The organism is Alkalinema sp. FACHB-956, assembly GCF_014697025.1.
Lineage (GTDB): Bacteria > Cyanobacteriota > Cyanobacteriia > Leptolyngbyales > Leptolyngbyaceae > Alkalinema.
The window spans coordinates 123,944-143,826 of the sequence record NZ_JACJRC010000010.1; the positions used below are offsets into that span (position 1 = coordinate 123,944).

16 protein-coding genes are annotated in these 19,883 nt (G+C 50.5%); 1 reads left to right on the plus strand and 15 read right to left on the minus strand.

The genetic code is table 11. The features are described from left to right. Nucleotides 1-268 precede the first annotated feature (268 nt). The 11 genes from H6G21_RS13105 to H6G21_RS13155 form a co-directional block, all read right to left on the minus strand. A complete protein-coding gene (locus H6G21_RS13105; protein WP_190573866.1) occupies nt 269-1,114 on the minus strand; it encodes a class I SAM-dependent methyltransferase in 846 nt (281 codons plus the stop codon). Further along, nucleotides 1,107-2,048, minus strand: coding sequence for a glycosyltransferase family 2 protein (locus tag H6G21_RS13110; RefSeq protein ID WP_190573867.1), 942 nt, complete (start codon nt 2,046-2,048; stop codon nt 1,107-1,109). The genes H6G21_RS13105 and H6G21_RS13110 overlap by 8 nt, the downstream gene beginning before the upstream one ends. Then, nucleotides 2,045-3,022, minus strand: a complete 978-nt coding sequence (locus H6G21_RS13115) for an NAD-dependent epimerase/dehydratase family protein (RefSeq protein ID WP_190573868.1) — start codon at nt 3,020-3,022, stop codon at nt 2,045-2,047. The genes H6G21_RS13110 and H6G21_RS13115 overlap by 4 nt, the downstream gene beginning before the upstream one ends. Next, nucleotides 3,019-3,738 (minus strand): sugar phosphate nucleotidyltransferase, encoded by a 720-nt coding sequence (locus tag H6G21_RS13120; protein WP_190573869.1) that lies wholly within the window; start codon nt 3,736-3,738, stop codon nt 3,019-3,021. Before H6G21_RS13120 ends, H6G21_RS13115 begins: the two co-directional genes overlap by 4 nt. A gap of 8 nt (nt 3,739-3,746) precedes the next feature. Beyond that, nucleotides 3,747-4,745 (minus strand): GDP-mannose 4,6-dehydratase, encoded by a 999-nt coding sequence (locus H6G21_RS13125; RefSeq protein ID WP_190573870.1) that lies wholly within the window; start codon nt 4,743-4,745, stop codon nt 3,747-3,749. Between the two features lie 289 nt (nt 4,746-5,034). Next, nucleotides 5,035-5,997: a GDP-mannose 4,6-dehydratase gene (locus tag H6G21_RS13130; protein ID WP_190573871.1), complete on the minus strand. Its 963-nt coding sequence runs from the start codon at nt 5,995-5,997 to the stop codon at nt 5,035-5,037. Between the two features lie 153 nt (nt 5,998-6,150). Beyond that, nucleotides 6,151-9,312, minus strand: a complete 3,162-nt coding sequence (locus tag H6G21_RS13135; protein ID WP_190573872.1) for a glycosyltransferase — start codon at nt 9,310-9,312, stop codon at nt 6,151-6,153. Nucleotides 9,313-9,315: 3 nt separating this feature from the next. Beyond that, nucleotides 9,316-10,944: a hypothetical protein gene (locus H6G21_RS13140; RefSeq protein WP_190573873.1), complete on the minus strand. Its 1,629-nt coding sequence runs from the start codon at nt 10,942-10,944 to the stop codon at nt 9,316-9,318. A 250-nt stretch (nt 10,945-11,194) separates the two neighbouring features. Further along, the gene (locus H6G21_RS13145) at nt 11,195-12,628 is read right to left on the minus strand and encodes a CmcI family methyltransferase (RefSeq protein WP_190573874.1); all 1,434 of its coding nucleotides are present in this window, start codon (nt 12,626-12,628) and stop codon (nt 11,195-11,197) included. Nucleotides 12,629-12,774: 146 nt separating this feature from the next. After that, nucleotides 12,775-14,076, minus strand: coding sequence for an ABC transporter ATP-binding protein (locus H6G21_RS13150; protein WP_190573875.1), 1,302 nt, complete (start codon nt 14,074-14,076; stop codon nt 12,775-12,777). A gap of 129 nt (nt 14,077-14,205) precedes the next feature. Next, nucleotides 14,206-15,063, minus strand: coding sequence for an ABC transporter permease (locus H6G21_RS13155; RefSeq protein WP_190573876.1), 858 nt, complete (start codon nt 15,061-15,063; stop codon nt 14,206-14,208). A gap of 363 nt (nt 15,064-15,426) precedes the next feature. On the opposite strand from H6G21_RS13155, the gene H6G21_RS13160 reads away from it, so the two are divergent. Continuing rightward, nucleotides 15,427-16,281: a TylF/MycF/NovP-related O-methyltransferase gene (locus tag H6G21_RS13160; RefSeq protein WP_190573877.1), complete on the plus strand. Its 855-nt coding sequence runs from the start codon at nt 15,427-15,429 to the stop codon at nt 16,279-16,281. 34 nt (nt 16,282-16,315) lie between these two features. Here the strand turns inward: H6G21_RS13160 and H6G21_RS13165 are convergent, their stop codons facing one another. The 4 genes from H6G21_RS13165 to H6G21_RS13180 form a co-directional block, all read right to left on the minus strand. Next, on the minus strand, nt 16,316-17,971 hold the full coding sequence (locus H6G21_RS13165) for a rhomboid family intramembrane serine protease (protein ID WP_190573878.1): 1,656 nt from the start codon (nt 17,969-17,971) through the stop codon (nt 16,316-16,318). A gap of 91 nt (nt 17,972-18,062) precedes the next feature. After that, a complete protein-coding gene (locus H6G21_RS13170; protein WP_190573879.1) occupies nt 18,063-18,659 on the minus strand; it encodes a Uma2 family endonuclease in 597 nt (198 codons plus the stop codon). Beyond that, nucleotides 18,656-19,261, minus strand: coding sequence for a Uma2 family endonuclease (locus H6G21_RS13175; RefSeq protein WP_190573880.1), 606 nt, complete (start codon nt 19,259-19,261; stop codon nt 18,656-18,658). The genes H6G21_RS13170 and H6G21_RS13175 overlap by 4 nt, the downstream gene beginning before the upstream one ends. Further along, a complete protein-coding gene (locus H6G21_RS13180) occupies nt 19,258-19,863 on the minus strand; it encodes a Uma2 family endonuclease (RefSeq protein ID WP_190573881.1) in 606 nt (201 codons plus the stop codon). The genes H6G21_RS13175 and H6G21_RS13180 overlap by 4 nt, the downstream gene beginning before the upstream one ends. Between the last annotated feature and the right edge of the window lie 20 nt (nt 19,864-19,883).

Consider the following 19,883-nt stretch of genomic DNA (forward strand, 5'->3'; position numbering starts at 1 on the left):
GCAACAATTCAATCTCAGTAACAATCTAATCTCAGCAACACTCCAAACCGTATCCTGAGACAGCCCCGATCAACGATCGATTACCTCAGCAGTCCCGATCGAATCAACCTTCCCAACGAAGCACAGCCAGCTCGTCTTACAATGCTCGACTCCGCTAACCTTAACAGTTCCACCATCATCCAAAGGATGATCCTGCGATCGCAGTTAACCCTGCTTATGCTCCTAGGATCTCATCACTATAGAACTTAGGGCGATCTGCACAGTTGATTTAGTAACGTTTGCGAGCAATGACATACATGATGTCGTAAAGATTGAGGTAAAAATCCAGTTCCGTTAGCCGGAGTTTTTTCAAAAAGTGATACAGCTTAGGTTGCTTCCAGCGAAGTACAAGAATGTTATAAGCAACATTATCGAGACTCCGATAAAAACCACAATGGCGGCTGTAAACCACATCAAAGCCGTAATTATTCAGCATGTGAGCTAGGCTTTTCTGGGAGAAGTAATGAATGTGGGTAGGCGGATGGATCAAGCGCCAATTTTCTTTCCGCATCCGGGCGTTGAAACTGTCGATATCCCCTGTCGTAATCGCAATCAGTGAGCCCTTTTCCATATGCCGACTCAACTTTTCGACGTAGAGATGGGGATTGGGTAAGTGCTCGATCGTGTCCCACATACAGGCGACATCAAAGGTACGATCGCCCAGATCATGACTCAAAAAATCGGCTTGCACCACATCTAGGTTCAGTTCATTCAGGGCATAGCGAATTCCATCTTCGGTAATGTCAATGCCCTGGGCTTTCTCAAACAATGCCTGGGCTTTCTCCAAAAAGAACCCGTAGGCACAGCCAATTTCAAACAGCGTCCGGTGTCGTTCCGGTCGCAAAAATTGCTTTAGGGTTTTGAGGCGCAGGGCAAAATTTTTCTGAGCAATCCGCTTATCTGCCACGTAATCGCTGTATTCTTCCCCAAAAAAGTAGTCTTTCTGGTAAAGCTTGAACAGTTCTTCGCTGGAAATCGACAAATCCGCCGCCACATGACCACAGCTCAGACATCGATCGATCCCGCGATACAGCGGAGTTTTCTCATCGTGGTTACAAACAATACAGTTACTCATGGTTAAAATTAATCTTCTCCGACACAAGGTAGTGAGGTCTACCCTTGACTTCGTCAAAGATAGCGCCAATGTATTCGCCAATAAACCCTAGACAAATCAGCTGAATCCCAGTAGATAGGGCAATCATAATCACCAGGGTTGTCCATCCCGAGGGCAACGAAGCATAAAAAAAGTATTGAACAAACGCAATGACCGCGTAGATCAAACTAAAAAATGCAAATATCGTACCTGCCAAAATTGAAAGCTGCAATGGGCGTTTGCTAAAAGCAACAATTCCGTGCAAACCAAAGCGTACCATTCTCCGCAGAGAATATTTGGTGGTGCCTGCAAAGCGATCGCGAGCCCGAAATCGTACGCCCACACTATTGAACCCAACCCAGCTAAACAGCCCTCGCATAAACTGGTTGCGTTCTCGAATTTGCGTCTGAAAGGTTTCAATTACCGATCGAGACACCAGCCGGAAATCTGCCGCACTTTCTGAAATGGGAATCTCAGAAATCCAATTAATAAACCGATAAAATAATCGCGAGGTCCAGCGCTTAAAGAGACTACTTTGCCTTGCATCTTCCCGCAAAGTGTAAACAATTTCGTAGCCCTGTTCATATTTTTCTAGCATTGCTGGAATGAGTTCCGGCGGGTGTTGCAAATCCCCATCCATCATCACCACCACATCCGCATCACAGTGGTCAATCCCAGCCAGCAAAGACATTTGATGACCAAACCGATTGGATAATGCCAAAACCTGGACAGTGGGATCTTTTTGGGCAATTCGCCTCAGAATGGGGAGGGTTTGATCCGTACAGCGATCGACCACAAAGAGTATCGTTGAGTGATACCCTACCAGCCGAGACAGCACCGCCGAAAGCTCTGTGTAAAAAGCCTCAATGACACTTTCTTCGTTATAAATGGGGCTAATTACCGTTAGAGTTTTCATAGCGCAAAGCAGGGGTTGACCGTTAGGTAGTCTAATACTCGCTGAAGCGTCCCGTCTAGATCCAAGTGGGGCACGCCATGGATAAACCGTTCTAGCTTTTGCGTACAGCCATAATGCACGGGAATATCTAGGGTTTTAAAGCGATCGGGATCGACCTTGACCTCCACCGCCACCCCAGATAGCTGAATCAACCGCTGCAACAAGTCCGCCATCACCACGCCCTGCCCAGAACAAATATTAATCACCTCTCCATAGGCTTGGGGATTTTGCAGCAACTGCCAGTAGATCCGAACCGTGGATTCAACATCAATAAAATCGCGAGAACTGCCCAGATTCCCCACCTCAATTACCGGGGGTTGTTGCCCCAGACCAATTTTCACAACTTGGGTCGCAAAGCTCTGCACCGATAAATGGCGGGGCATCCCAGGGCCAATGATGTTAAAGGGGCGCACCATCACCAGGGGTCTACCCATTCTCGCAGCAGCCATTCCCAAGTGGGTCTGGGCAAGTTTGCTGATGCCATAGTGGTGGTAGGGAGACACCGGAGTGTTTTCATGGATCGGCACCTGTTCAGGCGTAATCACCCCGTATTCCGCCGAGGTTCCCACCAGTAGGGTGGGACAGTTTGCTGCTAGCCCACTCAGGTCTAGGGCATGGAGCAAGGCCGCCGCGTAGGAGACATTCACCCGATAGAACGTGACGGGATCCGCCGCACTGGCGACCCCTGCCAAGTGAAAGCAGTAGTCCGGCTGTACCCGATCGAAAATGCTGGCGAGTTCCTGGGAATGGGTGATGTCAGCGATCGTAAAATGCTGCTGGACAGTCTCGTCGGATGGCTCCGGTGGATGCATCCCCATCGTGTAGACAGTGACGCCCTGAGACTTCAGGTAGGTGGCTAAATGCTTGCCACAGAAACCACCGGCCCCCGTCATCAATACCTTTGTTGTGGCTGGAGTCATAGCTGGAGCCGTCATAGGCCGGATGGAATAAACTCTTCGGGATTTTCGACAAATCGGCTCACTGCTACTTGATAGTCATCGACTCGGCCAATATCCAGCCAATAGCAAGGTTCGCGATAGCAATAAACGGGATGCTGATTCTGAGACAATTGCATCATCAGTTCGGGAATATCCAAATATTCACCGGGCTTGAGATAGGGGAGGATTTTTTGTTTATTTAAAACATTGACCCCCATACTGACATCAAAGTGATAGACTGGCTTTTCTCGATAACAGAGGAGTTGGGATTGCTCGTTAGTCTCAATCACCCCAAAATCAATTTTGACTTCCCGTTGGTAGAGCCCGATCGTGGCAGCAGCCTGGTTTGCTTTGTGATATTGAATCAGGTTGCTAAATCTCATGGTCGTCAGCAGGTCGCCATTCAGGATTAAAAAGTCCTGCTCCAACCGATCGAGCACTAAGGAAATCGGCCCTGCTGTTCCTAAGGGCTTCTCTTCTAGGGAATAGCTAATTTTGAGGCCCAACCGTTCACCATTTTGAAAGAATGCCTCAATCAAGTGACTGAGATAGCCAACTGCCAAAATCACCTCAGTAATGCCTGCTGCTTTCAATTGGCGCAGCAAAATTTCTAAGATTGGGTAATCTCCCACTGGCATCAAGGGCTTAGGCAGCACCGTGGTATAGGGATAGAGCCGAGTACCTTTCCCCCCGGCCAACACTAACGCCTGCATCCTGCACCTCACACGCTATATTGATCGGTTTTGAAGAAGTTTAAATTGGCTTGCACAAAGTCGATCGTCGCTTGCAGACCTTGTTCTAAAGAATATTGTGGTTGCCAGTTCGCAATCTCCGCAGCTTTGGAATTATTACAGATCAAGGTAAAAACTTCACTATTGCTGGGGCGAACCCGCGCTTGATCGGCTTCAATCGGTTTATCAACCCCCATCAAGGACAAAATCGTGTGAGCCAGTTCTCCGATCGTGATGCCTTTGCCGTAGCCCACATTTGTCACTTGACCAATACAGCTTTCCGACTCCGCCACTTTGATAAAGCCGGACACGGTGTCTTTGACAAAGTTTAAGTCGCGCACCGGATCAAGGGAACCAAGTCGAATACTAGGCTGGGTAAAGGCTTGACTGATAATCGTCGGAATCACAGCCCGAGCCGATTGACGGGGCCCGTAGGTATTGAACGGACGAATGGTCGAGACCGGCAGACCGAAGGCTAAATAATAACTTTCTGCCATTTTATCCGCTGCAATTTTGGAGGCGGAGTAGGGCGATTGGCCTTGGAGGGGATGCTGTTCATCGATCGGGGTATAGATCGCCGTCCCGTAGGTTTCGGACGTTGAGGTATGGACAATCCGCTCCAAGTCAAAATGGCGCGCTGCTTCCACCACATTCAGCGTTCCTTCAATGTTGGTCTTTAGATAGCTGCGGGGCGCAACATAGGAATAGGGAATCCCAATCAAAGCGGCCAAGTGAAAGACGATCGCTTTCCCTTTGACCTGGCGCATGACAAAATCACTGTCTTCGATATTCCCAGATACCACTTGGAGCGATTTTTTATAGTCCTGTGGCAAAAACTCCAGATTTCCCCAGTCACTTCGAGAGCTATAGTGAATCATGGCGGTGACTTCAGCCCCTGCTTCAACCAACGCTTCACACAGATGACTGCCAATAAAACCGCCTGCCCCTGTAACTAAAACCTGTTTTCCAGTCCAGCTAAAGTTTTCCATAGTCTCGCAAACGCCGTAAATATCTTGCTTAGGACGATCGACATAATTCGATCGCGCCTTAGAACATTAACTAGAACTTGTATCAGCCTGTTCCCTGACTCAATGTAATCTGAATTGGGTTCCCTTGCTGAGCAAATTCTGATCGTTATCCCTCGCACCCCCAAGACAAATCAACGGTATTCAGCCCCTGTGCTCCAATCCCGACAGGTTGTTTCCAGCCAGTCTTCAGCCGAGGAAACAACGCTTGGAGCAATTTTACGCCTAGAGCAATTTTATGCCTGGAGCAATTTTACGCCTGGAGCAATTTAAGGTCGTACTCCACCATTAATTCAACCAATTGCTTGAAGGAATACTGAGGTTGCCACTGCAAATCGTGGCGGATTTTTTCGATCGAGCCGACCAGTTGAACTGCCTCATCGGGACGATAAAATGTCGGATCCACAGATACAAAGTCCTGCCAGGTCAACCCAACAAAACCAAAAGCACACTCAACTAATTCGCGCACAGAATGGACTTCGCCACTGGCAATAATGTAATCATCCGGCACATCTTGTTGTAGCATCAGCCACATGGCATACACCGCATCTTTGGCATAGCACCAATCCCGCTTGGCATCTAAATTCCCCAGTTTTAACTCCTGGAGCAATCCCAGCTTGGCCATCGCCGCCCCGCGAGTAATCTTGCGAAACACAAATTCCGCCCCCCGACGCGGGGATTCATGGGTGTAGGTGATGCCGCAGCAGGCGTAGAGATTGTATTGTTGGCGGTAATTAATCGTCATCCAGTGGGCGTAAGCTTTAGCCACACCGTAGGGGTTACGGGGACGAAAGGCCGTGCGCTCCGTTTGGGGGGACTCATCCGGTTGCCCAAAGACTTCACTACTGGAGGCTTGATAAAATCGAGCATCGGGTTTGCAGCGACGAATCGACTCCAATAACCGCGACACCCCTAACGCCGTATATTCTGCTGTCAGTGCTGGCTGTGTCCATGACAACGGGACGTAGCTTTGGGAAGCTAAATTATAAATTTCGTCGGGTTGAGCTTCTGTAATGACATCCATTAAGGAGCATTGATCAAGCAAGTCTCCGGACATGATTTTGACCCGATCGGCCAAGTGAGAAATCCGATCAAGATTTCCAGAACTAGATCGCCGCACGAGACCATACACCTCATAGTCTTTTTCCAGCAACAGCTCCGCCAAGTAAGAACCATCCTGTCCCGTCAGTCCTGTGATGAGTGCCTTTTTGGTCATGGGTATTTCCTATGGAGATGGCCACCGCAAAGTCTAGCAAAGTAGCGACCCATGTAGCACAAGCCGCCATCTCCACCAGCGCTCACAATCACAGTTCTGCCCTCCCCCTAAAGATCATCCCGACCCAGCCCTGCACCCGGAGGATGGAATATCTCACTGGATCCCGATTCCCTTGAGAAGCTGTTGGGTACTTTGACACCAATCCAACCATTCTAAGGAACCGGATTGAGGGACTTCTCCACGATCGTAGAGTTGCAACCAGGTTTCTAGGGACAACGCCCACGCCTCCGGAGTCGTCCCCGCCAAGTAAAACGCATGATCACCCACCACCTCACGAAACACTGGAATATCCCGTGCAACGATCGGCAACCCTCGTTGAGCGGCCTCAATCAGGGGCAATCCAAATCCTTCTGCTTCAGAGGCTGCAATGAGGGCCGTACTGGCCCCATAGACTTGCTCAAGGTATTCATCACTAATGCCCTGGAGCCAGAAAAGACACTGATTGAGCTGGGAATGGTGACTTAATTGATGGACCAATGTCTCCACCATCCACCCAGCTTTGCCAACAATGACTAAATTGGCCTGAACACCCCGATCCCACAGTCGTTCAAAGGCAGCCAGCACTTGAGCATGGCCTTTTCGAGGTTCGACCGTCCCTACCATCAAAAAAGTTGGCCTCGTCATCAGATGGGCTAACACCGTGGACGCATCTTCTGGCATCCCTACCGTAGGCACTGAATTTTCCAGATCGGAGCCTAAGTGAAACCATTCAATCTTCAATTCATGCAATCGCTCCGGATGAGTCTTGATGAGCCATTGTCGCAGGTCATCCGCAACCGTTCGAGAAATACAGATTGCTCCATCTGCCTGAACAACCACCCGTAGCCAATTGCGAAACAGGCCTTCTGACTCCTTTGGAAAACAATGGGGCAGCAGCACCGGCAGAAGATCATAGACGACAAAATAGACTGGCACTCCTTGCTGGCGCATCATCTGTAGAGAGTCCAGCATTTGAGTAAAAGCGTAGTGCACATCCAGACTCAAAAAGATGTCCCCTGAGGTAGTCTCCAGGCGATCATCCCACAGGATTTTCTGCGGACAGTTTAAAAATTTCAGGGTAAACTTTCGCGCATAGCGATATCCACCACTCTGGGGCGTAACGTAAACTGGCTCAATACGGTATCCCTTCGGAGGATGGAGCAAGAGTTCTCGTAGAATACTTCGGGTCACTCGCTCAATCCCTGTTTTCAAATCGTGCTGGACTAGCGCAGACACATCGACTAGGAGTTGTTTAAGACCTTTTTGATTGGGTAGACTGAGCGCGATCGCCGTAGAGACCTCAAGCAATTCATTTTGAGCTGGGGATGAATCCTCCAGACGGGCAATGGCTTGAATCAGTTGAGTTCGATTCGCCGCCGCTTGGGCATAAAACTTCTCAATCACTGCCTGATATTGTTGAGTACATAACTCAGGCGAGTAGCGATGGAGAATTTCTTCGTGGGCGCGCTGCCCCAGGCGTTCACGACGGGATTGATCTACCTTCAGCACTTCCAAGGCTTCAGTCAATTCATCGTCACTAAATTCATCCGGTAACATCCACGCCACATCCGGTGACAATTCCGCCATTGAACCATGGGCATTGGCGATCGTCGGCAAGCCATAGTTCATGCAATCCAGCAAAGATGCTGACGTCTCCCCTCGAGAGAGTGTCCGCAGCTGCACCGCCACGTCACTCGCAACCAAGTAATTTTGAAACGCGGAACCATCAACCCAGCCCGTGATGCGAATTCGATTCTGTAACCCGCTGGACTTAATGGTCTGTAGGATTTGGTTACCATAGTCTCCTCCCCCATGATTCCCCACAAACAGCAAGAGACAGCGTTTGTCTTGGGCAAGAGACGACCTAAGCCAGGCGTCTAATAGTCGATGATTTTGTTTTGTAATGCCGAGAATCCCAAAACAGGAAACAATGAAGGCATTTTCTTCGAGACCCAGCTTTTGTCGAGCCAGCCGTTTATCCATGTTTTCTGCAGGCTTCCGCAACAGCGGAATCACTGACCAAGCCTGAGCGATCTCTGAACCATACCACTGTTGAGCCAGCTTCGAGGGCTGAGTAGAATGCACAATCACGCCGATCGCCTGTTGCAAAATACTCAGATTACAGGGATAACGAAACACCACATCAGAAAGATCCGCAGCATGCCAGCGTTCGCATAGAGCCCCATAACCATGGGCGTGATACAGCTCCCGAGACCATTCCTCTGGAACAAATCCCTGCAAATCACGATGGGCTTGGATATGCCCTAGGAAAAAATCATGTAGAACAATCACACCAGGAAACCGCTCTATCAAGTCAAACATATGTTGATGAAACGGCGAATTCCCAAAGTGGTAAAGGATACGATCGTAATGTTCTACATTTTGAACAAACCAATCCACACTGCGAATCGGGAGGTTATCGCAAACCCAGGAATCCGAGACTTCTGCCTGAGCAACAATCACATCAATCTCATAGTAGCGGGCTAGTTCTGGCAGCAGTTCAGCACTATAATCCGCAATGCCACTCCGCTCAGGGGGGAGGGGCGAGAGAAACGCTAATTTAGGAAGCTGTTCACTAATAGGGAACGATGGCGGACAGAAGGTCGATCGTTCAGCGTACAAACGCTCTAGGGCAACAATAAATTGCTGTGCACAACCACTCCAATCACTTTGATCTCCCGCAGCAAGATTCACTACTTTTTGATCTGACCAGTCTAAATGCTGTATCCCTTGCTGACGTAAAGCTTCAGAAGTGACAAGAATTTGGTCAGCACAAGCCAACTGCTTGACCTGATCTGAAAACCACGCTTGAAAGCGCGGATCTCCCTGATGAGTTTGCTGATGCAGCCACTGTGTTAAGTCAAATAAAGTCACCACCGTTAGGATGGAACGCACAAACTTACCCAGACTGGTTACAGCATCTTCTTCAAAACCTTCAAACCAATTTGCAACCCACACAATATCGGGGTTGAGACTTGCAAGAAATGCCTCACGGGTGAGTTCTGCCACTTGGCGTCGCCATGCATTATCCGGATTCTGCGCACTCACAGGAGCGGCGGCATACCAAACCCGAATGTTTTGCTGAGGGAGTAACCCCTGAAGTTTGGCGCGAATCGGTTCGATCGTTGCCGGAAAAAGGCCATTCAAAGCGATTATGATTTCATGTTTGCCTCGATGACGAACAATTTCTTGGAGCAGTCTCAGAGAAGACTCACTCACTTCCCCAGCTTGAGAATTAACCGATTGAGCCCCTTGCAAGTCAACAACAATTCTCATCCGTCACTCATCCTTCTGGTGTTTCTCAATAGCACTTTTCAATTCCGCATAGACCGATCGCGCAGTGGCAGTGAGGTGCAGCAATTCGGGCGGAATAACAGGATCTACAGAAATCATTGAGGGCGAATGTGCCAAGGGCAAGGAGGCACTGGATAGGCGCGAACGCAGCTTCGATTCTAGTTTTGGAAATCTCCTCAAGATGTTCTTCAGCAGCATCTTCATCCCTGGAATTAATTTCAGCAAAAGAACTATTCGGATGAAGCCTAATTTCAGAAGACATTTACTCAGGCGTAGTAGACCTGCCCCAAGCCTTCTCACTTGACGCTTCCAAGAACGCAAGGGAGCAGTAATCCGCATAGAGTAACTATCCATTAACCGATCATACTTTTGCTGACTCCTCTCTAAGGCTTGCTCAGACCGATGGCACTGTGACTCCAGTGCCATCGCCCAGTCTGCTAATTCTTGATACTGGGTCTGTAATTCTTGAGACTGGGTCTGTAATTCTTGATACTGCACTTCTAGTGTTTCTACTTGACGCACTCGTTGCTGGAGTTGCACAATTTCTTGCCACAGTAGACGAACACTACTACCGGGTTCATAGGTTCGGGACAAAAAAAATCTAGCCTGGGAAAAGGGCTGGTCAATCGCTCGTCCAGCTTGAAGATCATCGTAATAGGCTCGCCGCATTGCCAGGGTAATCGGTTCTCCCGTCACAAATTTTGCAAATCCGTAACTGAAATGCTTCAGTTCTGCATAACCTTGTTCCCTCAAAAGGACTTGATAATTCACCCCTAACTCTGCCCAGACAGGCTGATCTGTCGAATCATAGAAGTCATCATAACGAGAAACTTTAGTCGGATTTTCAAAGCTCCAACCACTAAAGTGCACAAATCGCAGAACAGATCCTCCCGCAAGAATTAAGCCCTGCCCAGTTTGGCTTAAAGGTCGCTCCCAGAGATTCCAATGACCTAAGTTACACCCCAAATCTTGAAGAAACTCAACTTTTGGGAAATACATGGGAACCAAATTAAGCCACAGTTGATCCACAAATAGGCCACGAGAATCTTGATGCCCTAGGTCATTAAAACAAAAATGAATTAAGCGTGCATGCCACCAATGGAGAAATCGGGAAGTGGTTTCACAGCGTCGTAATCCCAGAAACCCAGCATTGTATAAGCCAGACTGTAGAAGATGATTGACTTCACAGATATTTGCTCGTTCAATTTCGGGGGGCGTTTGGTTATGGGGCGTCAAGAGAATCGCAGCCGATCGCAGCCGTTCAAACACCGGTTCTAGCGACCCACAGACATAAATATCTGAGTCGAGGAAGATCCAGCGCTCTGCCGTCGTATGATCCAGGATGTACTGATGAAGCAAGCCCCGCAAAGCACAGCACAGCTCAAACGGAGTGTAGTAAAAACACATCCGCTGCACCGCGGCTTGATTCGCTAACGCTTCTAACGGGATCAGGTGAAAGGGTTCCTGCTCCGGATCAATCTCCCCATCATTACGATCAGCCAACAAGACATAAAGTTTCAAATCAGGGTTATGAACCGCGAGACTAACTGCGAGAACCCGAGCATAGGCAAGGTAATTTTTCGTGATTATGGTGCAAACCAGATGACTTGTCATAGACTTCACAGATCAGGACAAGAAAAAATAGAAAATGGTTAAACCTAAATCAATGCGAATTCTGTACGTTTATTCCACATCCTCATACACCTAGCATCCTCCTAGAATCAGCCACGCCAATCATCAGCCGTCTAGGTTGATAGCAAGCCTTTGACTTTTCACTAAATTGACTGCTTAGCACTGACTGAGCCGTATTAACTGAGCAGTCAACCCCACTTCTATGAAGCCCCCATGGAGCAATGGCCTAGATTCAAGATTGAGGACTCACGTAAATCGCTAGACGAGTTTCTGCAATTTGTACACAATCGATTTCCTGCTGGAGTTCGTCCAAGCAGCGTGTCACACCAGCACATTCGGGATATTTCTGGATCCAGAGGTAATCATCCCAAAGAATCACACCACCTGGGCGGAGTAGCTTCAGGGCTTGCACTGTGTCTGATTTGACAAACTCATAGGTATGGTCGGCATCAATCACCACCAAATCCAAGGTGCCATAGTAGGGACTGAAGTCAAATTCGCGGGAATCACCATAGAGCTGAGTAATCTTCGGAGATACCGTAGGATTGTGCTGAAATTGCTCACCCACAGGAAACTGAGGCAGTCCAACCCCCAACCCATGCTGGTGGGTCGCTTGGGTCTCAGGGAGAAGATCCAGGGTGAAGATCTCCGTCTCCTCCGGCGTATTGAGTCCCATCATGACTGTGCTGGCTCCCCGATAGGTGCCAATTTCAAAAATCCGCTTGGGCTGGAGATGCTGACAGATCGCGCCTAAAGTGAGGAGTTCTACGACGGGCAGAGGCCAATCGTCTTTGCGCTGAATTTGGGAAGCGATCGATCGTACGGACACCCCTTCGATCCCCGGAAAAATCTCACTCAGACGGTGGGTTGGTAGCTGGAAATTGACATGCTGGTAGATGTCTGGCACATTGAGCTTGGGTGCAGCGACTGGAGTCTGTTCAGCAGGGGGAGTTAAATCGATCGGCTTGGGATCTGGAGCGACTCGCTTGAGCCAGCCTTGGGGATGGAAGGTCACCACATAGCGGTTCTCCACCTCACGATCGAGCACCAAATCCGATCGCTCCGCCAGAAACTTCTGAATCGCAACACCGGGACCGGGTCGATCGACCTTAAAGACCTCGTATTCATCAATGCAGGCATCCTGCACCATCATGTAGCCCCCCATGGGGACAAAAGCCGAATAGATCTCCATTTCCTGCAAAACGTGCCCCGCACTGTGATCAGAGTCAAGGATGACGAGGATTTGCTTGGCTTGCAGGCTACGGGCTAAATCAGCCACCTGATCAACAATCTCTGGGGCGACGGATGACCCAGAAATGTAGGTAACGCGGGGATGGGGTTGAATCCCCTTAGGCGCAATATCAACGCTGACCACATGGCCATGGCCAAGCATGTCGCAGATACAGCCGTAGTAGTAGGCCGATCCCCCGAGAAAGGTTCCGGTTTCAATGATCAGGTCAGGCTTGAGTTCGCTGATGACTTCCTGCACGACCCAAGCATCCACTGGACATTGCCAAATCTGACGCCCCGTCCAGCGAACCGACATCATGTTTTCGGTTTTTTCAACCATGGCACGCAGCACCCAACGGGCAGCCCAGCGATCGAGCTTACGAATCAGCCAGTTTTTTGGGCGGGCAAAGGGGGACTGGGAGGTGGTAACAGCCATAGTTTCTCTGGTGTTGGAAAAGAACGTTGCTGCAGAAGCTGGAGTTTTCGGAGGGATGAGGTCAGGCAAGAACACTGCACAAGCCTCAGCGCATCGTATCTTCTCACAAAATTTGCAGCTTGGTTGCAGTTGGGACGTGACGGGATCTAGAGCGCAGCCGTTTCTGCCATTTCTAAGGGTTGACCGTGGTGGTAGATGTTGACGGAACCGGCTATCTTCGCCATGCCCCAATGACGATTTTCGCCAGCGACAGTGATGACAAAGGCATCTTGAATGATATCGAGGGAGTCGTAGTCGGCTTCACTGCGCTGCGAGGCCACGGCGATAATGGCGAGATATTCTCCATGGTGGAGATCCAGCTGCATCGTAAATTCGAATTCTACAACCTCACCTCCCTTCACCTTGGGAATGAGGCCGGGATGGTCATACCAGGTGTGTTTACCCACCAGGCTCTGGCCAAAGCGATCGCGTAGCCCAACGCAAGACGAAACCTTTTCGCAGTCCTCATGGAAGCGGGTAACCAGCGTGACTTTGACCGTTTCTCCGACCTGAAATGTCTTTTGGGGGTGATCGTTGAGGGCTGTGACGTACACCTGTTCGATCGTGGCTTTGCCGTTACTAATGCGTTGATCGTAGGTCACTTCGATCAGCCCTTCTCGAACCGAGGGGAAATCAGTGTCGGTGTAATCAGTTTGGGAGGAGTGCAGTTTCTCGTGCTCGACCCGAAACAGCTTGTAATATTCGCTGGAAATAACGCTGGGCTCGTCCCGACATAGGATTTGGCCATGGTGCAGCAGAATCCCCTCTTTACAAAGATTTTGAACCGAGCCCAGATCGTGGGAGACGAATAAAATCGTCACGCCCTGATCTTGGAGCACCTCAATCCGCCGAAAACACTTAGCCTGAAAGAAGATGTCTCCGACAGCCAGCGCCTCATCCACAATTAAAATATCGGGGCTGACATTAATCGCAACAGCAAAGGCTAAGCGAACAAACATCCCACTGGAATAGGTTTTAACCGGCTGATCGAGAAAGTCGCCAATGTCAGCGAACGCGGCAATATCGTCAAAGCGTGCCTCAATTTCCGCTTGGCTCAGCCCCAGGATACGTCCGTTAAAGAAGACATTTTGCCGCCCTGTGAATTCTGGATTAAACCCACTGCCCAGTTCGAGCAGGGCAGAGATGCGACCATGGGTAATGACTTCGCCGCTGCTGGGCTGGAGGGTCCCTGCAATGATTTGGAGGAGCGTGCTTTTGCCGGAACCGTTTTGTCCAACGAGGCCGAAGGTTTCTCCTTTGGGAATCTCTAAGTTAATATCCCGCAGCGCCCAAAATGCTTCGGCGCGGGGTTTACCAGGTAGGAGGAGTTCTTTGAGCCGATCGACCGGACGGGCGTAGCGTTTAAAACACTTGGAGACTTGATTGAGGGAAATTGCAATATCTGACATTGTCTTTCTAGCGATGTCTTTCTAGCGATAAACCGGGCAAGGCAGCGATCGACAGGAGCAAGGACTCAGCCATCTGACTCGATGCTGTGGAAACAAGGTTTCTGGAAACGGAGGCAAAAACAGACGCTGCTACAGCACATCAGCAAAAGCTGGAGTCAGCCGACGATACACCCAAGATCCGAGCCCAAAGATCACAACAGCCACGATCCAGAGGTAGATCCATTCACCTGAGTGCTGCACCTGCCCCCAGAGCACTAAATCGCGGTAGATTTCAGCGATAACACTAAAGGGATTCCAGCGAATCCAGGTTTGAAATGCTTGGGGAATGAGGTCGATCGGGTACATAATCGGCGTCAAATAGAATGCAAAGTTTAATAAAATACCAATGCTTTGGGGAATGTCCCGCACAAACACAGTCAATCCAGCAGTAAGATAGGCTAAACCTGCGGTGAGCATCAGTTGAGGCATCCAAATGAATGGCAGCAGTAATAGCGTTGCATGAACCGTGTGAGTGAAAATTCCTAAAACAGCAATTAGTACCACCAGCCCGATCGAGCTATCCACAAAGGCGGCAACGGTTGGAACAAGGGGCAGGAGCGTCAGGGGGAACACTACTTTCTTAACGAGATTGGGCTGATTCACTACGGAGGTTGTGGCGGGAATCAATCCGGAGACAAAAGCATTCCAAGAAATTAATCCGGCAAACAACCACAGCGCAAACCCCAAATTACTGCCTTGAAACGCTCCATGAATATCGGCCTGATGACTGAGCTTGACCTTGAGGACGATCGAAAAGACATAGGTGTAGATCAGCAACTGAGTTAACTGGCTAATGAGTGTCCAAAAGTTGCCGAGCAAAGAGCCTTTATACCGTGCAACGAGTTCCCGCTGTACCAATACTTTCAGTAAATCAGCCTTGACCCAAAGACCCGATGAAAGGGGGAGTCGGCGAGTCACTTGACGAAACAGATAGGCGGGTTTGAGCACTGAACAGTCCCTAGCTTGCAGTTGCCCCCTATAGTTATCACACCTCGCGTCAAAGAACAATAGCTTGTGTGCGGCTTTAGGACGAGTATAAGGTTAGAAATCACGCTGAAATTTATTAGCATTTAGTTACAGAAGACGACATAAGATCCTACTCGAAGACATTCACAGATCCAGAGCAGATCTAGCAATCTACGCTAAGGCTCCGTTAAGTCTTTCTGGAATAGTCTTTTTTCAATCACCTTAAAGGTTCTCGGATATGGTTAGAGATTGATATGCAAATTGAATCTGCCCAATGAAGCTCTATCAAATATCCACCAAATCAGGGTGGTTCGGGTTGGTTCCTAGTAGCTAGGGAGTAAGGATATGAAACAAACAATCAAACAATGGATCAGAAATTTCGGGTTTGAAGTAACCCGCTATCCTGCCCAGAAGCCAGCTTTGGACAACCAGCAGCCTCCCTTGCACCTCATCGAACAGCCCCCGTCAGAAGATTTGGCTCCGGTGCTAGATGCTTCCGATCGAACGAGTTTTCCCTCCGACTTTGACGAAAACAGCATTGCGGTGATCCGATCGGTGCAGCCATACACCATGACGAGTGTTGAGCGCATCTTTGCCTTGATGCAAGCGGTGGAATATGTTGTGAGGGCCGACATTCCCGGCGCTGTGGTGGAATGTGGGGTGTGGCAAGGGGGGAGCATGATGGCGGTTGCCCAGACCCTTCAGCGGTGGGGGGACACCGATCGCGATCTCTACCTGTTTGACACCTATGAAGGCATGCCCCAGCCCACCGAAGCGGATGTTGATTATTCCGGCAACCCCGCTGCGGCTGAGTTTGAGGCAATGAAGAAAACGGCAGACAGTTCGGATTGGTGCTACGCTTCGATCGAGCAAGTGCGGCAGAATTTAGCCAGCACGGGCTATCCTGCCCATCGGGTCAACCTCATTAAAGGCAAAGTGGAGGACACCATTCCTGCCCAGGCACCGGACAAGATTGCGATTCTTCGGCTCGATACGGATTGGTACGAATCAACCCACCATGAACTGATTCACCTGTTTCCTCGCCTAGTGGGGGGTGGGGTACTAATTATCGATGACTACGGTCATTGGCAAGGCAGTCGAAGAGCCACCGATGAATATTTAGCTGAACACCAAGTTCCACTGCTGCTCAATCGTGTGGACTATACGGCAAGAATTGCGGTGAAACCATTCACCACATAGACAGGCGCTGGAGAAGCGAAATCATCCAACTTCACTACAGCAAGGGACTATCCCCTGACGCAGAAGACACGGGACGACGCCGAAAGAGAATCCATCCCGCACCGAAGCCTAAAATCAGCCCTGATAGATGCCCCAACAAACTCACCCGAGGATTCAGCACATCAAAAACCGTCTGGAGGACAATAATCACGCCAAACGTTCGCAACCAGCGGGCCGCCAGGGGTGCACGATGATGTCGCCATTCCTGGAAAAAAATTATGCCCATCATGCCCAAAACACCCATGATTGCCCCCGATGCGCCTAGGGCTGAAATATCCACCTCGCCTGAGAGAATCGCGCCCCACGCCACGATCGCCATAGAACCCACCCCACAGGTCAGATAGGCCGCTAAAAACTTCCAAGGCGTCAGGCGAGCTTCTACAAAGGCCCCCACAAACCACAGCCCCAACATATTCAAGCCCAGATGCATCAGATCGATGTGCAAAAACGTGGCCGTCAGCAGTCGCCACCATTGCCCCTGCTGCACCAATTCCGGCACCATCACCCCCGATCGATAGATCAGCCAGACAGGCTGGAAGACCCAAAGGGGCAAACTAGGATCCTGAATGCGGTCTAGCCAGCGGGATAAATCCCGTTCCAAATCCCACAGCAACGCCAACGCCATGGGTAAGCCATAGATGAGGACATTGAGACCGACTAATGTGTAGGTCACGGGAGCTTGTTGAAACGCGACCACTTGGCGGAGATTATATTTTCCATCTTGGTCAAGCCCTTGGCGCAGACGGTTGAGTAGTTCGTAGGCAGCCAAGGTGAGGGTGCGTTCTGGGGGACGGTAGGGAGCGGCAAGCCGTGCGGCAATCGCTTGGTGCAACCCGACATCCGATTGAGCTTGCAAGGCTTGAAACAGCGGTTGGGCTCCAGCCCGATTCCCAGCGCACCACTCTGCCGTAGCCTGCCAAAATTGCTGGATTGGGGAACTACAGGCTTTTAACGACGTTGTGAACAGATATGCAACAGGCTCCGGTTGTCCCGAAAAGGCAAAGGCATAGAGTCTGCCAAAATCCAGAGCCATGGAACTCCCGAGGCGTTGGCGTTGTTGAGCACAGCGATCGACTAGCCGCACCAGTTGATTGAGATCCCCCGTTTCCCCCAGCGCCCGCAGGTACAACCCCAATACCGCCGTTTCCCGCAACATTTGGGCCTCCGACAAACAGCGGGGTGCCCAGATCACGGCCTCAGCCCAGCGGCCTTCTAGTTGATAGACGATCGTGGTGACCCAGCGGCCCGTAGGGGTGAGATCGGTTTGATAGCGTTTCAGCAAGGCCAGTGCCGCGTCCCGATCACCCGCCTGGGCCAAGGCTTGGGCCTGCATAATGGCCGGGAATTGCCACCACCCGTCCAATGGGTGCAACCAGCGCAGTACCCTAGCCCAGTTGCGTGCCTGTTGATATTGCTCCTGCAAGCGCAACCTATTGAAATAGCGCAGCCCCTGTCCTGGGATCACAATGGCCAGCACCCACAGGGTACCGCTCACCGCTGCCGTCCACGGAGCCTGGAGCAGCAGCCCGATCGCCAGCACCGCCAGGATCGCCAAAGCAATCCAGGCCCAACTTTGCCGTCGTCCAGCCCGCGCAATAATCACTAGGCAGGACAAGGCCACTAGCTGAATAATCAAGACATCAAGGCTCATGGCTCAGGCCGATCGGGTAAGAAGGAAGGTAAGCAAAAAATCAGTCGCCTGCGATCGGCTCCCATCGATGTAACGACGGTTTAAAGACGGTTCAACGACCGGCCTTTAGGATTTGGCTAGCCGTTAGGTTCAGGGCTGGAAATGTGGGTGAGACGATCGGCTCACTGCCGCTAAATACCTGAAATGGGTAGGTGCCCTCCTGCAAGAGGCAAATTGAAACCACAGCCCGCTCCGGATCGATAATCCAATACTCGGGAATGCCCCGCGCTGCGTACTCGATCGGCTTTTGAACGTAGTCCCGTTGGTAGTTTTCACTGGCTTCGTCGCCGGGGGAAACGATTTCCATCACAACCCAAGGGTTAACGCCATTTGCCAGCTTCAGGTAGACCTCGGATAAGCCTTCGATCGCTGCTGCTGATTCGGGTGAATGCACAATCAGATCCGGTTCACGGGCACTCGCAAAGCGGCTGTTGACCTGAACTTTCTGTTTCATCCCCAGTCGATAGAAGGGAAGACCCATGTGTTGCAGGAAGTAAGCATACAAAAATCCTGCAATCCAGTTATTCAACGTGCTTTCAGCGCCCATCGCGACCAATACCCCATCCACCAACTCATAGCGGGTATCAGTCCCGTCATCGTAGTTTAGATAATCCTCAAGGCTCATCCGTTGTGGAGTCGCGATCGTCATTGGTTGACCTCCCCGTCCTGCCCTGCCTTGAGAATTTGACTAGCCGTTAGATTCAGCGCTGGGAACGTGGGAGACACGATCGCCTCACTCCCCCTAAACGCCTGAAACTGGTAGCGCCCCTCCTGCAAGAGGCCAATTAAAACCACAGCCCGCTCCGGATCGATAATCCAATACTCGGGAATGCCCCGCGCTGCATACTCGATCGGCTTTTGAACGTAGTCCCGTTGGTAGTTTTCACTGCCAACCGCACCAGGACTCACCACCTCGATCGCCAGTTGAGGCGGAGGCATCTCGTGGGTAATCACAGATTGACTCGCCTGGGTCAGCAATTGATCTAGCGTCTCAGTCAGCACCATGAGATCGGGCGTCCGTATCGTAACGGATGGACTCTGGACTGCTATCTGCGTGCCCCGCGCGATCAAGTCAAGGGGAACCCAGGGGAGAAACTGCCCAATCAGCCAAAGCGCAATTTTTTCGTTCAGTCGTTTCTCGTTGCCCATCGCGACCAATACCCCATCCACCAACTCATAGCGGGTATCAGTCCCGTCATCGTAGTTTAGATAATCCTCAAGGCTCATCCGTCGTGGAGTCGCGATCGTCATTGGTTGACCTCCCCGTCCTGCCCTGCCTTGAGAATTTGACTAGCCGTTAGATTCAGCGCTGGGAACGTGGAAGACACGATCGCCTCATTGCCCCGAAACTCAACGTTCTGATAAGCAGCCCCGACTAAAACGCAGACCAGCACCAACCCTGCACTGGGATCCACTATCCAGTATTCCGGAATCTGCCGTGCTGCGTATTCAGTCCATTTGTCAAAGTAATCCCGCTCTCGACTGCTGCGATCGTGGTCGCTATTAGACACCACTTCCACCACCAACAGCGGAGCAGGCATCTCCGATCGCAGCATCTTTCCCTCTTTCAGGATCGCTTGGATGGATTCCTCAGTGTGAACAATCAGATCGGGTTGTCTTGCGGTGGCCTTGTTGGAATCGACTTGAATGTGATGGCCCGTGGCAAAGCGATAGAACGGGATACCCAGGGATCCTAAGACCCCCAGTAAAACCATGACAATCGTATTGTTAATTGGACTTTCAGCACCCATCGCGACCAATACCCCATCCACCAACTCATAGCGGGTATCAGTCCCGTCATCGTAGTTTAGATAATCCTCAAGGCTCATCCGTCGTGGAGTCGCGATCGTCATCGTTTCACCCCCTGATTGAG

Coding starts and splice junctions, on each gene's coding strand:
- H6G21_RS13140 (WP_190573873.1), bottom strand. CDS start 10,944: ATGACAAGTCATCTGGTTTGCACCATAATCACGAAAAATTACCTTGCC.
- H6G21_RS13110 (WP_190573867.1), bottom strand. CDS start 2,048: ATGAAAACTCTAACGGTAATTAGCCCCATTTATAACGAAGAAAGTGTC.
- H6G21_RS13150 (WP_190573875.1), bottom strand. CDS start 14,076: ATGTCAGATATTGCAATTTCCCTCAATCAAGTCTCCAAGTGTTTTAAA.
- H6G21_RS13130 (WP_190573871.1), bottom strand. CDS start 5,997: ATGACCAAAAAGGCACTCATCACAGGACTGACGGGACAGGATGGTTCT.
- H6G21_RS13160 (WP_190573877.1), top strand. CDS start 15,427: ATGAAACAAACAATCAAACAATGGATCAGAAATTTCGGGTTTGAAGTA.
- H6G21_RS13115 (WP_190573868.1), bottom strand. CDS start 3,022: ATGACGGCTCCAGCTATGACTCCAGCCACAACAAAGGTATTGATGACG.
- H6G21_RS13175 (WP_190573880.1), bottom strand. CDS start 19,261: ATGACGATCGCGACTCCACGACGGATGAGCCTTGAGGATTATCTAAAC.
- H6G21_RS13120 (WP_190573869.1), bottom strand. CDS start 3,738: ATGCAGGCGTTAGTGTTGGCCGGGGGGAAAGGTACTCGGCTCTATCCC.
- H6G21_RS13105 (WP_190573866.1), bottom strand. CDS start 1,114: ATGAGTAACTGTATTGTTTGTAACCACGATGAGAAAACTCCGCTGTAT.
- H6G21_RS13165 (WP_190573878.1), bottom strand. CDS start 17,971: ATGAGCCTTGATGTCTTGATTATTCAGCTAGTGGCCTTGTCCTGCCTA.
- H6G21_RS13135 (WP_190573872.1), bottom strand. CDS start 9,312: ATGAGAATTGTTGTTGACTTGCAAGGGGCTCAATCGGTTAATTCTCAA.
- H6G21_RS13125 (WP_190573870.1), bottom strand. CDS start 4,745: ATGGAAAACTTTAGCTGGACTGGAAAACAGGTTTTAGTTACAGGGGCA.
- H6G21_RS13180 (WP_190573881.1), bottom strand. CDS start 19,863: ATGACGATCGCGACTCCACGACGGATGAGCCTTGAGGATTATCTAAAC.
- H6G21_RS13170 (WP_190573879.1), bottom strand. CDS start 18,659: ATGACGATCGCGACTCCACAACGGATGAGCCTTGAGGATTATCTAAAC.
- H6G21_RS13145 (WP_190573874.1), bottom strand. CDS start 12,628: ATGGCTGTTACCACCTCCCAGTCCCCCTTTGCCCGCCCAAAAAACTGG.